This window comes from Tenacibaculum aiptasiae, assembly GCF_965221665.1.
GTDB classification, from domain to species: Bacteria; Bacteroidota; Bacteroidia; order Flavobacteriales; family Flavobacteriaceae; genus Polaribacter; species Polaribacter aiptasiae.
The window spans coordinates 1,094,169-1,107,294 of record NZ_CBDCSN010000002.1 but is presented as its reverse complement, the minus strand read 5'-3'; the positions used below and the strand labels follow the sequence as shown (position 1 = coordinate 1,107,294).

18 protein-coding genes are annotated in these 13,126 nt (G+C 30.1%); 13 read left to right on the top strand and 5 right to left on the bottom strand.

The genetic code is table 11. The features are described from left to right. Positions 1-138: 138 nt before the first annotated feature. Entirely contained in the window at positions 139-627 is a 489-nt protein-coding gene (locus tag ACOQN8_RS05360; protein WP_420551899.1) for a DUF3575 domain-containing protein, read from the top strand. A 58-nt stretch (positions 628-685) separates the two neighbouring features. On the opposite strand, the gene ACOQN8_RS05355 is transcribed toward ACOQN8_RS05360, so the two are convergent. From ACOQN8_RS05355 to ACOQN8_RS05345, 3 genes are all read right to left on the bottom strand, one after another. Then, the gene (locus tag ACOQN8_RS05355; RefSeq protein ID WP_420551898.1) at positions 686-1,141 is read right to left on the bottom strand and encodes a nuclear transport factor 2 family protein; all 456 of its coding nucleotides are present in this window, start codon (positions 1,139-1,141) and stop codon (positions 686-688) included. A gap of 87 nt (positions 1,142-1,228) precedes the next feature. Next, a complete protein-coding gene (brnQ, locus tag ACOQN8_RS05350; RefSeq protein ID WP_420551897.1) occupies positions 1,229-2,500 on the bottom strand; it encodes a branched-chain amino acid transport system II carrier protein in 1,272 nt (423 codons plus the stop codon). After that, positions 2,501-2,956: a hypothetical protein gene (locus ACOQN8_RS05345; protein ID WP_420551896.1), complete on the bottom strand. Its 456-nt coding sequence runs from the start codon at positions 2,954-2,956 to the stop codon at positions 2,501-2,503. Between the two features lie 143 nt (positions 2,957-3,099). Here ACOQN8_RS05345 and ACOQN8_RS05340 point away from each other — a divergent pair, with 143 nt between their 5' ends. The 3 genes from ACOQN8_RS05340 (at position 3,100) to upp (ending at position 5,236) form a co-directional block, all read left to right on the top strand. Further along, on the top strand, positions 3,100-3,876 hold the full coding sequence (locus ACOQN8_RS05340) for an alpha/beta fold hydrolase (protein WP_420551895.1): 777 nt from the start codon (positions 3,100-3,102) through the stop codon (positions 3,874-3,876). Positions 3,877-3,937: 61 nt separating this feature from the next. Then, on the top strand, positions 3,938-4,513 hold the full coding sequence (locus ACOQN8_RS05335; protein WP_420551894.1) for a hypothetical protein: 576 nt from the start codon (positions 3,938-3,940) through the stop codon (positions 4,511-4,513). Between the two features lie 69 nt (positions 4,514-4,582). Continuing rightward, on the top strand, positions 4,583-5,236 hold the full coding sequence (gene upp, locus ACOQN8_RS05330; RefSeq protein WP_420551893.1) for a uracil phosphoribosyltransferase: 654 nt from the start codon (positions 4,583-4,585) through the stop codon (positions 5,234-5,236). A gap of 2 nt (positions 5,237-5,238) precedes the next feature. On the opposite strand, the gene ACOQN8_RS05325 is transcribed toward upp, so the two are convergent. Further along, positions 5,239-6,141: a DUF6427 family protein gene (locus tag ACOQN8_RS05325; protein WP_420551892.1), complete on the bottom strand. Its 903-nt coding sequence runs from the start codon at positions 6,139-6,141 to the stop codon at positions 5,239-5,241. Positions 6,142-6,183: 42 nt separating this feature from the next. Between ACOQN8_RS05325 and ACOQN8_RS05320 the strand changes: the two genes are divergently transcribed. The 4 genes from ACOQN8_RS05320 to ACOQN8_RS05305 all read left to right on the top strand — a co-directional run bounded on the left by ACOQN8_RS05320 (position 6,184) and on the right by ACOQN8_RS05305 (position 8,123). Next, a complete protein-coding gene (locus tag ACOQN8_RS05320) occupies positions 6,184-6,402 on the top strand; it encodes a DUF6341 family protein (protein ID WP_150898235.1) in 219 nt (72 codons plus the stop codon). Between the two features lie 12 nt (positions 6,403-6,414). Beyond that, positions 6,415-7,086 carry a tRNA (guanosine(46)-N7)-methyltransferase TrmB gene (gene trmB / locus ACOQN8_RS05315; protein WP_150898236.1) on the top strand — a complete coding sequence of 224 codons (672 nt, stop codon included), beginning with the start codon at positions 6,415-6,417 and terminating at the stop codon, positions 7,084-7,086. 95 nt (positions 7,087-7,181) lie between these two features. Beyond that, the gene (locus ACOQN8_RS05310) at positions 7,182-7,793 is read left to right on the top strand and encodes a hypothetical protein (protein ID WP_420551891.1); all 612 of its coding nucleotides are present in this window, start codon (positions 7,182-7,184) and stop codon (positions 7,791-7,793) included. Between the two features lie 3 nt (positions 7,794-7,796). Then, positions 7,797-8,123 (top strand): MGMT family protein, encoded by a 327-nt coding sequence (locus ACOQN8_RS05305; protein WP_272150478.1) that lies wholly within the window; start codon positions 7,797-7,799, stop codon positions 8,121-8,123. On the opposite strand, the gene ACOQN8_RS05300 is transcribed toward ACOQN8_RS05305, so the two are convergent. After that, the gene (locus tag ACOQN8_RS05300; RefSeq protein WP_420551890.1) at positions 8,118-9,017 is read right to left on the bottom strand and encodes a sterol desaturase family protein; all 900 of its coding nucleotides are present in this window, start codon (positions 9,015-9,017) and stop codon (positions 8,118-8,120) included. The genes ACOQN8_RS05305 and ACOQN8_RS05300 overlap by 6 nt on opposite strands. A 127-nt stretch (positions 9,018-9,144) precedes the next feature. On the opposite strand from ACOQN8_RS05300, the gene ACOQN8_RS05295 reads away from it, so the two are divergent. The 5 genes from ACOQN8_RS05295 to ACOQN8_RS05275 all read left to right on the top strand — a co-directional run bounded on the left by ACOQN8_RS05295 (position 9,145) and on the right by ACOQN8_RS05275 (position 13,124). Beyond that, positions 9,145-10,275: an Mrp/NBP35 family ATP-binding protein gene (locus tag ACOQN8_RS05295; RefSeq protein WP_150898240.1), complete on the top strand. Its 1,131-nt coding sequence runs from the start codon at positions 9,145-9,147 to the stop codon at positions 10,273-10,275. Positions 10,276-10,284: 9 nt separating this feature from the next. Next, on the top strand, positions 10,285-10,521 hold the full coding sequence (locus ACOQN8_RS05290; protein ID WP_150898241.1) for a NifU family protein: 237 nt from the start codon (positions 10,285-10,287) through the stop codon (positions 10,519-10,521). 64 nt (positions 10,522-10,585) lie between these two features. After that, positions 10,586-11,641 carry an NAD(P)/FAD-dependent oxidoreductase gene (locus ACOQN8_RS05285; RefSeq protein WP_150898242.1) on the top strand — a complete coding sequence of 352 codons (1,056 nt, stop codon included), beginning with the start codon at positions 10,586-10,588 and terminating at the stop codon, positions 11,639-11,641. Positions 11,642-11,644: 3 nt separating this feature from the next. Then, positions 11,645-12,223, top strand: coding sequence for a GrpB family protein (locus ACOQN8_RS05280; protein WP_150898243.1), 579 nt, complete (start codon positions 11,645-11,647; stop codon positions 12,221-12,223). Between the two features lie 4 nt (positions 12,224-12,227). Continuing rightward, complete coding sequence (locus ACOQN8_RS05275) at positions 12,228-13,124, top strand: sterol desaturase family protein (RefSeq protein ID WP_272150483.1); 897 nt, start codon at positions 12,228-12,230, stop codon at positions 13,122-13,124. The last annotated feature ends 2 nt before the right edge of the window (positions 13,125-13,126 follow it).

The window sequence follows — 13,126 nt, the reverse complement described above, 5'->3', positions numbered from 1 at the left end:
AAAGAAAAATAATTGCGATACAAACTGTAATTGTTCATAGTTATAAAATATTGTTGTAAGTTTTTAAAGCATTAAACAATTAATGTATGTTTGTGGTACTATAATTGATAGATAATTTAAATCAATAAAAAGTAAAAGATGAAAAAAATAATATTAGTTGCTGTGATATTTATCAGCGCATTTGCTCAAGCACAACAAGAGGTAAAAGTTGACATATTTGATGCTTTAGCACTTAAAACCTTAGACATATCTTACGAATATTATACAAGCGAACAATCTTCTGTTGGGGTTTCTGCATTATTTAATTTTGAGAAGAGATCAGCAGATTTTAGATACAATGAAAAAAGAATGATTACGCCATTTTTCCGTCATTACTTTACAAATAATAGAAACTGGAATTACTTTGGAGAAGTTTTTTTAGGAATTAACACAGGTGAAAGAAAAATTGGAACAAATCAATACAAAGAATACACAGATGGAGCTTTAGGTATAGCTGTTGGATCTAAGTATGTATCTTCAGGAGGTTTTGTTATTGATGTTCATGGAGGTTTAGGTAGAAATATGTTTTCTTCAGACTCAAGATCTATTGTGCCTAGAGTAGGTATTAATTTAGGGTATAGATTTTAATAACTCTTTATAAATAAAATAAAAAACCGAACTTAAACTAGTTCGGTTTTTTTATGGATTAATCTTTTAAAGAAAATTTAGGTTTTGACTGCCAGATAATATTGATAGACTTCCAGCCATCTTTAGTTTTTACCATATTCAAATAATCTATTCCCCAAACTGCCGTAACCTTTACTACAGCAATTTTATCGGAAACCTCTAAAACGTTTATTTTTCTAATTGAATTTTCATTGGCTCTATTGCCTTTAGCGTTCCATTTTTTTGCCAATGCAATTAGTTTATGAAAAGGCATTTCAGATTTACTAGAAAATTTTCCTTTTTTCTTGTCAAACCACCAGCCTACTTTCCTGAGGTCTTTATGAACACTTTTGTAAGCTAAAGTAGTATCAGCTTTGTAAAAAGTATCAATGTAATTATAGGCAGCTTGCTTTACGTCCTTAATTGCTTGCTCTTTCTCTTGAGCAGTGAGTTGAGTTGTAATAAATAAAATGATTAACAAATAAAAAGTTTTCATGACTTTTGGTTTTGTTAAAAATAATCAATTTGCTGATTTTTAGATATTAACAACTTGTTAAAGTGCTTATTAGTGAGTTCTTTAGATTTAAATAATTGTTTCTTTTGTTAAGTTAATACCAACAAAACTTAAAATAGCTGGTAATACCCATCCCAAGTGATTATTAGCTAAAGGAATTATGTTTTTTACATCAACTAAACTTTCTTTAGGAACAATAAAACCTAAAAAATCTGGAATACTAAAAATAAAAGTAATTATAACAACCACTTTAAAAACTCGAGCAGACGTGTACTTGTTAGGAAGTACATTTAAGATGATTAAAACTATGGTTATAGGATAAATAAACATTAATGCAGGTAGTGCAATGTTTATAATATAATGTACATCAAACTGTCCAACTAAAACACCTAAAACACAACTAATAACAGCAGTAATCGTGTAAGCATTTTGTGAATTATTTGTAATTCCTTTAATATAGTCTGCAGTACCAGTTATAATACCTACAGCAGTAGTAAAACAAGCCAAGGCTACTAAAATACCTAAGAAAACAGTTCCTATATTTCCTAATGTTTGTGTACTTAATGTATTTAAAACATCTGTTCTAGTAGCATCATTGCTAAAAATACCATTGTGTATAGCGCCATTATAAATAAGTCCAGCATATATAATTAAAAGACCAATACCAGCTATGATACCAGCTTTTGTAATTAACTCTTTTTTTGCTTCAAAAGAAGTGTTTTTATTAAAGTTCATTGAAATAACTAGAATTCCACCTACTACCACAGCTCCAATGGCATCAAAAGTTTGATAGCCTTCAAGAAGCCCATCGACAAAAGGAGAATTAAAAGTAGAAGGATTTGTAGCTACGGGAGCTGTAAACATTCCAATAAATATAATAGCAAGTAGTATTAATATGATTAACGGAGTTAAAAACTTACCTAATAAATTTAAAATCTTGGTTCTATTCATTACAAATAAAAAAACCAGACCAAAATATATTGTACTTGTAATTATTGAATTGATATCAAAGTATGGAGCAATAGCCATTTCATGAGTAACAGAAGCAGTTCTGGGAGCAGGTAAAGCAATCGAAATAGCGTATACAATAAAACAATAAATAGTACTGAATAAAGGAGAAACCTTTTTACCGAAATCATACATAGTTCCTTGTAATTTAGCATGTGCCAAAATTCCTAGAATAGGTATAAAAACAGCCGTTATAAAAAAACCTAGAGTAACCCAAGACCAATTATCTCCAGCATTTTTTCCTAAAAAAGGAGGAAGAATTAAGTTTCCAGCCCCAAAGAACATAGAAAATAAAGCAAAACCGGTAATCAATACTTCTTTTGAGAGTTTCATCTAAATATATTTTTTGATTAACAAATAAACAAAATTGAAAAGAATATAGAGGATACCAATTAAAATTATTACAAACTTAGGTACAGCAAAATAATAGGCTATTGAACTCCAAGTTTGTTTTAGGTTTCCCAATAATAGTTGAATAAGTCCAATATTCTCGATAGCATCAAATAATGCAGCAAAAAACAATGAAAGTATTAGAATTACTCCAAAACTATAAAGTCGAGTATTCTTCCATAAATGAGAGTTGAGTTTATGAATTAAAATAGCAATTAGAGAAGAGTAAGAAATTAAAAATAGAAAATCGAGTCCTAAACTAATACCTGCACTAATTTTTGAAGTTTCATTCCATGAATTAATAATTCTTTCAGAGACTTTTAAATCTTTAGCTAATTCAAAACTAACAATGCCATGTTTACATACAGAATTGGTAAGAAAACTATCTAAATAAAGCATGCAGATAATTAGAATCATGGTAGAAAAAACAAGCAGGTATGTAAGTCTTTTTTCTTGAGTTTTAGTTAATTTATTGAAGGGAGAAAGAAGCATTTTTTATAGTATAGAATTTTTAACTAGTGAAAGATACATATTTTTGCAGGATGCAAGAATTTATCAATTACAAAAACAGTAAAATAGCATATTCAGATATAGGAAAAGGAGGAGCTATTGTTTTACTTCATGGGTTTCTCGAAAACGCTGCTATGTGGAATGGAATAGCCAATGAACTAAAAAAAAATAATCGTGTAATTTGTGTTGATTTATTAGGGCATGGTAATTCTGAATGTATAGGTTATATGCATTCTATGGAAGATATGGCAGAAGCTGTTAAAGCAGTTTTAAAACATTTGAGAGTTAGAAGATTTTTTATAATTGGACACTCTATGGGAGGATATGTTTCTTTAGCTTTTGCAGAAAAATATTTAGAAAATATTAAAGGATTGTGTTTGCTTAACTCAACATCGCAAGAAGATTCAGAAGAACGAAAAGAAATACGTTTGAAAGCTTGTGAAGTAGCACAAACAAACTATACAAGTTTGATAAAAATGTCTATTGCAAATTTATTTGCAGAAGAAACTAGAAAAGAATTTTTGTTTGAAATTGATGAGGTTAAAAAGGAAGCATTAAAAACTCCGCTTCAAGGTTATATAGCAGCAACACAAGGAATGCGTCTAAGGAAGAATAAAGAAAATGTTTTAAAGAAAATTGAAAAACGTTTAATTGTTTCTGGAGAAAATGACCCTATTATCAATGAGGAGTCAATTAGAGAGGAAGCGAAAAGAACAAAAACACCAATTCAGTTTTTATCAAATGGACATATGAGTCATATTGAAAATAAGAAAGAAGTTATAAAAATGTTAAAGACATTTGTAAAATAACTGCTGGCATAAAACTTGGTTTTTGATAGCTTAAATTTTAAAAGAAACTAAATATTAAGTTATGAAGAACAACAAATTACTACTATCAATTGCAACAACTTTGTTAATGTGTTTTTCAATGTTTTCACAAGAAGATGAAAAATTGAAATCATTATTTAAAACAGATTTTAACTTATCTGGTTTAGGAATTTCTTATGAAATACCATTAGCAGAAAAATGGACTGTAGATTTAAGTACAGGTATAGGTGCATCATATAATGTAAGTAATGGATTAGAAGCTCGTTGGATAATTAATAAATCACCATCAGCATATTTGAAATCAGAATTTAAATACATTTATAATAGAGAAAAACGATTCAAAGAAGGTAAAAACAATTCGAATAATTCAGGGAATTATTGGGCTTTTCAAACAAAATATATAACAAAAAGATTTTCAGAAGCAATAGGAGAAAAACCAGGGAATAATGTTTTAATGAATGAAGTTCACTGGGGTATTCAAAGATCTTTAGGGGGAAATTGGTTGTTTAATGCACATGTAGGATTAGGATTTGCTAAGGATTTTGATACTCCAAAATGGATTGATAGTTCAACAATTTATCCAGCAGTAGGGGTTAAATTTTCTTATGTTATTTTTTAATAATTTAAAACTCCATCATTCAAGATGGAGTTTTTCTTTTTTGTAATTTCGCAGGAAATAATTTAAAACATGCACATTCATCACCTAGCCCAAGAAAACTCTATACTTAATAAATTTTTAGCAGAAATTAGAGACGTTAACGTACAAAAAGATTCAATGCGTTTTCGTAGAAATATAGAAAGAATTGGAGAGGTTTTAGGTTATGAGTTAAGTAAAAAATTATCTTTCAAAAATAAGGATGTTCAAACTCCTTTGGGAATAAAACCAACAAACTTACCAGTTAACAATACAGTTTTATGTTCAATTCTAAGAGCAGGACTGCCTTTGCATAATGGATTATTAAACTATTTTGATGATGCAGAAAATGCTTTCATCTCTGCGTACCGCCATCACCCAAATAATGATGAAGAATTTGAAATTGTAGTAGAATATTTTGCTTCACCATCAATAGATGGAAAAACATTATTATTGGTAGATCCAATGTTAGCAACAGGACGTTCGTTAGTAGCAGTTTATGAGGCCATAAAAAAATATGGCACTCCTAAAGAAATTAAAATTGTTTCAGTGATAGGTTCATCGGAAGGAGTTGATTATATTAAAGAATTCTTTCCAGACGATACAGAATTATGGATTGCTGATATTGACGAAAAGCTTAACGACAAAGGATACATCATTCCAGGATTAGGAGATGCAGGAGATTTAGCATTTGGAACAAAAATGTAATTCTATATAAAATACAGAATAATTGAACATGCTAATGCAGTTATAACAAATAAATCTGCAAACCATCTTTTTTGGAATAATTCCAAACCATTAGCTAGTACTACAGAAATAGGAAAGAAAGAGAATAATAATTCACTACCTATCTTATCTTTTATTAAGAAAATTATAGATAAAGAAATAGTTAGATGAGTTAAAGTTAGTATCCAGTTTTTTCTAAAAGTGTTAAGAACAGCTAATGCTTTTGGACTTTTTAACAGTATAGAAGACAATGTAAAAAGGGAAATGAAGATAATTGGAAATAAATACTTAGTATTTAAATAGAAATCCAATTTGTAAGAGAAGTTCCAATTAAAAAGAAGCTGGAAGTCTTCAGTTTTATCATACCAAAAACAATAAGTAAAATATAAAAAAACAGGACTGCTAAATCCAATAATAGGAATTAGTAATGTTTGATACGTAAAACGCTGATGTAAGAATATAGAAAGATACAATAGAATAATAAATATGGCGGTATAAGGTTCAATTAAAAATGAAAACCCAAGCCATAAACCACCATCAAATATTTTATGAAAAACATTCTTTGACGATTGCAAACTATATACTTTACGTAAAAAGAGTAATACAGTTAAACAAGCATAAAAAGTATTGTTAATATTTAAAGTGTCTGGGAAAAACCCCAGAAGAATTACAAAGAATAAAAAAGCATAAGAATTATCAAAAGTGAGTTGATTCTTTGCAATAATGAAATTATAAACAGAAAAAACCACAATAAACCAAAGTAGTTCTTTAAAAAGACCAAAGGATAACTCTTTAGAAAATAGGCTTAAAGAAAAATAAATTAAAAAGAGTGCAAAAAGCACTACGAAATTTACAGGTTTAGATTTACCGAAAAAATTGGCTAACATCGTTTCTTTTTATATTTTTGCAAACGTAAAGATAATCAAGTTATGTTAGGATTAAATATTTTTAGATTAATAGGAGATTTATTTGAAGTATTATTCGTCCCTTTTAAGTGGTTACGATTAGAAGTAGCTAAAGGAGATGCAGGATGGTGGACTTCTAACACTGTTAATTGGATTTTCTTAGGAGTTTTAGTAGTGTTATTTGCTTATTGGATGAACCAATCAGCTACTTTCCTACGTGAAGGAACTGAAGATAGAGCTTAATTTCTACACACATTGGGAAGTAAAAACAAATTAAAACGTTTCAAAGAAAATGAAACGTTTGCTAATGTTATCCAACCATCGAGAGAAGAAGTAATCAATAATTTTTCTTTAAAAGGAAAATGGAATACTTTTTTTAAAAATGATAACCCTATTGTTTTAGAATTGGGTTGTGGTAAAGGAGAATATACTATTGCATTAGCTGAAAAAAATCCAGATAAAAATTTTATTGGTATCGATATAAAGGGTGCTCGTTTTTGGCGTGGAGCTAAAACAGCTCTAGAAAACAACATGGATAATGTTGCCTTTATTAGAACACAAATAGAATTAGTCGATTACATTTTTGCAGAAAATGAAGTTGATGAAATATGGATTACTTTTCCAGATCCACAAATAAAGTATCAACGTACTAAGCATCGTATGACAAATGCTACCTTCTTAAGAAGATATTACCATATTTTAAAAGAAGGAGGTTTTATGAATTTAAAAACCGATAGCGAGTTTATGCATGGATATACATTAGGTTTGTTACATGGTGAAGGACATGAAATAATACATGCAAACCACAATGTGTATAAAAATGAAGGAGCTCCGGAGGAAGTAACTTCAACACAAACTTTTTACGAAAAACAATACTTAGAAATTGGTAAACCAATTACTTATATCCGTTTTAAATTAAAATACTAGATAAATTCAATTTATAAAGAGTTTTTAAGCTATTTTTGAGAAAGGATTGCTCATTCTTTCCGTCCAACACAATAGTAAAACAAAACTCATAAGAAATGATATTATCACACTTGGCACTAGGATTTATAACTTCCTATATAGGTTATACACCACCAAGTATGTTAAATATTACAGCGAGTAAAATTTGTATTGAAAATAATAGAAAAATTGCCTATCAATTTGCTCTTGGAGCTTCGGTAATTGTTTTAATTCAGGTTTTGTTAGCAGTTTTGTTATCATCTTTTTTGAAAGAATATCCTCAAATAATAATTTGGGTTAAAAAAATAGCAATCTTTGTTTTTGCTATTATTTCTGCAACTTTTATATATAAAGGGCTGTCAAAGTCTAAACAAAAAGAAAACAAACCTATCCGAAATGGTTTTTTCTTTGGCTTGTCATTGTCTTCTGTTAATATGTTTGCAATTCCTTTTTTTGCAGTAGCACATTCATCATTTGTAATGCACGGATGGGCAATGTCAGGACTTGTTTGTACTTCAGTTTTTGGGTTGGGTACCGTTCTTGGGACTTTTGCTATTTTAAGTAGTTATCTTTTTTTAGCACAAAAGTTTGAGAATAAACTTATAGAGTATTCTAAATATTTTACAATATTAATAGGGGGAATTACGGGATTTATTGCAATTTATTCAGCTGTCAAATTATATTTTTAATAAGTGGGAAAATCTGATAATTTTTTTGAAAAAGTCTACGAAGTAGCACGTTTAATACCATACGGTAGAGTTACTAGTTATGGAGCTATAGCAACGTATTTAGGAGCAGCACGTTCTGCAAGAATGGTGGGCTGGGCGATGAATAATTCCAGTGCTAAAAATGTTCCTGCGCATAGAGTTGTAAATAGAATAGGCTTGCTAACAGGTAAACAGCATTTTGATGGAACAAACCTTATGCAGCAACTTTTAGAAAGTGAAGGTATAAAGGTTAAAGAAAATCAAATTCAAGATTTTGATAAGGTTTTTTGGAACCCATCTGAAGAATTATAGTTTTTTATCACCAAGACTTTTCCTCAGTTCTTTTGTAGTTAAAGTACTCTTATCATGACTCCAACCCGGAGGCATTAATAAATATTTAATTCCATTAAGTAAACTTCCACTGTTAAAAGCTCTAGTAAGCATGCTTTTCCATTCATGAAACTCAACTTTAAATAAGTTATGAGTTTTAATGTTAGAAGTTAACCCGTAAGTAGGAGTTTCTTCTTCTTTTTGAAAAGTTCCAAACATACGATCCCAAATAATTAAAACGCCAGCATGATTTTTGTCTAAATATTTTAAGTTAGAACCATGATGTACTCTATGATGAGAAGGTGTGTTGAAAACAAATTCAAACCAAGAAGGAAGCTTTTTAATTTTTTCTGTGTGAATCCAATATTGATAAATAAAATTTAAAGTTTTAATAGCAAATATTTGTAGAGGATGAAAACCTACTAAAGGCAACCAAATCCAAAATAAAAAATGTCCAGTAACATCATAGGTCCAAGTTTTTCGTAAAGCAGTTGAAAAATTGAAACGTTCAGAAGAGTGATGTACTACATGACTAGCCCAATAAAAGGATACGGTATGAGAAATTCTATGCCCCCAATAAAAAACAAAATCATCTAAAAAGAATAAAACTACCCATGATGGCCAAGAGTTATATTCAATTGTAAACAATCTAAAATTATTATACACAAAAAAGAATAGTAATAATTTTAATGATTTTGTGAGTAATGAAATTATAAAGAAGATTAATCCCGAAAGAATATTTACACCAGAGTCCTTGAATTCATGATTCTGATTTCGGTCTTTCCAACCAAGATATATTTCTACTAAAATTAAGAGAATAAATATAGGAATAGCTATAGGGTAAGCCAGTAAGTTTATTTGATTTATTAGATCCATAGGTTAACGAAAATACTAAAAATAAATATCGCTTATAAATCTATAAATAATCACGATGTAAACGCTTTATTTTATGAGGGCTAAAGCGTATCTTTGTAATTTAGAATTAATTTAATTTATTACTCTAATGAGTTTTAAGAAACAAGATATATACAAGGCGTTAGAAACTATTACTGCACCTGGAGAAGGTAAAAGTTTGGTTGAAAACGAAAATATAAAAAACGTAGTAGCTTTTGGCGATGAGGTTATTGTTGATGTAACAATTTCTAATCCGACATTACAAGCAAAAAAGAAAGTTGAAGTTGAGATAATGAAAGCAATTCACCAACACGTCGATGAAAAGATTGATGTAAAAGTGAATGTGAAGGTTGAAGTTCAACAAAAAGAAAATCCAAACCAGATAAGAGGAAAAGAGATTCCTAATATTCAAAATATTATTGCAGTAGCATCTGGTAAAGGAGGAGTAGGAAAATCTACTATTACTTCTAACATGGCAGTATCTTTAGCAAAGATGGGGTTCAAAGTTGGAGTTTTAGATGCCGATGTTTATGGGCCATCACAACACTTAATGTTTGATGTAGAATTAGAAAAGCCATTAGCAGTAAATGTGAATGGACGTTCAAAAATGAAACCAGTAGAAAACTATGGAGTTAAATTATTATCTCTAGGTTTTTTTACAAACCCAAACCAAGCAGTAATTTGGCGTGGACCAATGGCTTCAAAAGCATTAAACCAATTAATTTTTGATGCAGATTGGGGAGAGCTAGATTTTCTATTAATTGATTTGCCTCCAGGAACAGGAGATGTACATTTATCAATAGTACAAGCAGTTCCAATTAATGGAGCAGTAGTAGTAAGTACACCGCAAAACATTGCCTTAGCAGATGCTAAAAAAGGAGTAGCAATGTTTCAACAAGAAAGTATTAATGTGCCAGTTTTAGGTATTGTGGAAAACATGGCGTATTTTACACCAGCTGAATTGCCAGATAATAAATATTACATTTTTGGAGAAGGAGGCGCAAAAAATTTAGCTGAAGATATTGAAACTAGTTTCTTAGGAGAAATTCCATTGGTGCAAAGTATTCGTGAAGCAGGGGATGCAGGACGTCCAGTAGCTTTACAAGAAAACTCACCATTAGAAAAAGCATTTACTGATGTAACAAAAGAAATGGTTTCTCAATTATTAAAAAGAAATGCAAATTTACCACCAACTGAAGTAGTTCGTATTACAACAATGAGTGGTTGTAGCACAAAATAATCAAAGATTATGACAGCAACAGAAACAAAAAATAACGTAGAGAAGGCGTTAGAAGAAATCCGCCCGTTTTTAGTAAGCGATGGTGGAAATATTAAGTTATTATCTATTGAAAATAATACAGTAAAAGTACAATTAGAAGGAGCGTGTAGTGGTTGTTCAGTAAATCAAATGACGTTAAAAAACGGAGTTGAGGCAACAATTAAAAAATACGCACCAGAAATTGAAGAAGTAATTAATGTTGAATAACTGATAAAAATCAGTATTTAAAAAAATTACAACTAATAAATTTACTCGATTTTATTATTTGAAAATGATTAAGACAGATATACTAATTATCGGTGCTGGTCCCACTGGACTGTTCACCGTTTTTGAAGCAGGATTATTAAAGTTAAAATGTCACTTAATTGATGCATTGCCACAACCAGGAGGGCAATGTTCAGAAATATATCCTAAAAAACCAATATTCGATATTCCAGCTTATCCAGAAATTTTAGCAGGTGATTTAACCGATAAATTGATGGAACAAATAAAGCAATTTGAACCAGGTTTTACTTTAGGAGAGCGTGCAGATACTATCGAAAAACAAGACGATGGGTCTTTTATTGTAACTACAAATAAAGGAACAAAACACCAAGCACCTGTGGTAGCTATTGCAGGAGGATTAGGAAGTTTTGAACCTCGTAAACCACCTATTCCAAATATTGCTGATTTTGAAGATAATGGAGTAGAATATATGATCCGTGAACCTGAATTATATCGCGATAAAGATGTAGTTATTGCGGGTGGTGGAGATTCTGCATTAGACTGGTCTATTTTCTTGGCAGACGTAGCTTCTTCAGTTACATTAATTCATAGAAGAAATGAATTCCGTGGAGCTTTAGATTCAGTAGATAAAGTTCAGGAATTAAAGAACGAAGGTAAGATTAATCTAATAACACCAGCTGAGGTTAAAGGAATTGTTGGAGAAGGCAAAGTGGAAGGTGTTATGGTAGAGCAAAAAGATAAAGAACCATTTACTTTAGCATGTGATCATTTCATTCCATTATTCGGATTGGCTCCTAAATTAGGACCTATAGCTAATTGGGGATTAGAGATTGAGAAAAATGCAATTAAAGTAAATAACGCATTAGACTATCAAACAAATATTCCTGGAATTTATGCTATTGGTGATGTGAATACATATCCAGGAAAATTAAAGTTAATTTTATGTGGTTTTCACGAAGCAACTTTAATGTGCCAGAGTGCTTTTCAACGTATTTATCCAGACAAAAAGTATGTAATGAAATATACTACAGTTGGAGGGGTAACAGGTTTTGATGGAACTAAAAAAGAAGCACCTAAAGCTGTTGTAAAAGCGATTAACTAAAAAATGACTAAGACATTATATGATTTGACAAGAGAAGATTGGAATACACTTTTTCCTATTCAATTGTCAAATCATAATAAAAATTGGAAGCACATTTTTGAAAGAGAAAAAGCCAATATTATTAAGAATGTCGATAATTCATATTTTAACAGAATAGAGCATTTTGGTAGTACTTCAATACCAAATATAAAGTCAAAGGCTTATATTGATTTATTTATTGAAATTCCAAAAGAGCTTTTATTCAATAAAGAAGTAATTAAAAGCTTCGAAAATTTAGGTTATACTTATTTTGAAGTGCCAGAAAGAGAAAATATACAAGCGTATATGTCTTTTGGTAAAGGGTATAATTTAGAAGGTAAAAAAGAACAAATTTACCATATTCATATGTGTCCTAAGGACAATGAAATGACTCAACAGTTAAAGTTTAGAGACTATTTAATTGATAATCCAAAAAGAGCAAAAGAATACGAGAGACTGAAAGTAGAATTAGCATCTAAACATAAAAACGATAGAGGTGCTTATGTATTAGGAAAAACTAATTTTGTAAAAGAAACTCTTAAATTATATTACAAAAAAGAATAGAGAATTGACATTAACAGATTACATACAACAACTTTCAGAAGATAAATTATTATACTTTGCTTTACCAATTTTTTTTATTTCCATGCTGGTCGAATATCAGTTTGCAAAAGAAAAATATTATGGTAAAGATACAGGTGTTTCTTTATTGATGATGGTATTTTCTGCTATTGTTGAGTTTATTCCTAAAATTTTAGCCTTTGTAGCTTTCTTTTACTTATATGAAATAAGCCCGTTAAAAGGTGTTGTAGGACGTCAATGGTGGGCATGGATTGTGTTATTATTTGCAGATGATTTAGCTTACTATTGGTTTCATAGATTGAACCATGAAGTACGATTATTCTGGGCAGGTCATGTACCACACCATTCATCAGTACACATGAATTTAGGGACAGCTTTACGTCAAGGAGTTGGAGAGCGTATTCACAAATTTTTCTTTTGGATGTGGATACCTTTATTAGGTTTTGATCCATTAATGATGTTCACCATGATGGGGATTAGTTTAATTTATCAATTCTTTGTACATACAGAACTAGTTGATAAGTTGCCAAAGCCAATAGAGTTTATTTTTAATACACCTTCTCATCACAGAGTACATCATGCTTCTAATATTCGCTATTTAGATTGTAATCATGCTGGAATTTTAATTATTTGGGATCGTATGTTTGGAACATTTTCTGAAGAATTAAAAGAAGTAGATAAACCTGTATATGGGTTAACAGTAAACATAGAAACATACAATCCGGTTAAAGTAGCAACTCATGAGTATGCCGCTATATGGAAAGATGTAAAGCGTGCAGATTCATGGAGTGATAAATTAAACTATATTTTCAACTCACCAGGTTGGAGTCATGATGGAGAAGATAAAAGAGCGAAAACTCTAAGAAAAAAAATGAATTTATAATT

Coding starts and splice junctions, on each gene's coding strand:
- ACOQN8_RS05340 (WP_420551895.1), top strand. CDS start 3,100: ATGCAAGAATTTATCAATTACAAAAACAGTAAAATAGCATATTCAGAT.
- ACOQN8_RS05325 (WP_420551892.1), bottom strand. CDS start 6,141: ATGTTAGCCAATTTTTTCGGTAAATCTAAACCTGTAAATTTCGTAGTG.
- ACOQN8_RS05360 (WP_420551899.1), top strand. CDS start 139: ATGAAAAAAATAATATTAGTTGCTGTGATATTTATCAGCGCATTTGCT.
- brnQ (WP_420551897.1), bottom strand. CDS start 2,500: ATGAAACTCTCAAAAGAAGTATTGATTACCGGTTTTGCTTTATTTTCT.
- ACOQN8_RS05335 (WP_420551894.1), top strand. CDS start 3,938: ATGAAGAACAACAAATTACTACTATCAATTGCAACAACTTTGTTAATG.
- upp (WP_420551893.1), top strand. CDS start 4,583: ATGCACATTCATCACCTAGCCCAAGAAAACTCTATACTTAATAAATTT.
- ACOQN8_RS05290 (WP_150898241.1), top strand. CDS start 10,285: ATGACAGCAACAGAAACAAAAAATAACGTAGAGAAGGCGTTAGAAGAA.
- ACOQN8_RS05320 (WP_150898235.1), top strand. CDS start 6,184: ATGTTAGGATTAAATATTTTTAGATTAATAGGAGATTTATTTGAAGTA.
- ACOQN8_RS05355 (WP_420551898.1), bottom strand. CDS start 1,141: ATGAAAACTTTTTATTTGTTAATCATTTTATTTATTACAACTCAACTC.
- ACOQN8_RS05310 (WP_420551891.1), top strand. CDS start 7,182: ATGATATTATCACACTTGGCACTAGGATTTATAACTTCCTATATAGGT.
- ACOQN8_RS05295 (WP_150898240.1), top strand. CDS start 9,145: ATGAGTTTTAAGAAACAAGATATATACAAGGCGTTAGAAACTATTACT.
- ACOQN8_RS05280 (WP_150898243.1), top strand. CDS start 11,645: ATGACTAAGACATTATATGATTTGACAAGAGAAGATTGGAATACACTT.
- ACOQN8_RS05285 (WP_150898242.1), top strand. CDS start 10,586: ATGATTAAGACAGATATACTAATTATCGGTGCTGGTCCCACTGGACTG.
- ACOQN8_RS05345 (WP_420551896.1), bottom strand. CDS start 2,956: ATGCTTTATTTAGATAGTTTTCTTACCAATTCTGTATGTAAACATGGC.
- ACOQN8_RS05300 (WP_420551890.1), bottom strand. CDS start 9,017: ATGGATCTAATAAATCAAATAAACTTACTGGCTTACCCTATAGCTATT.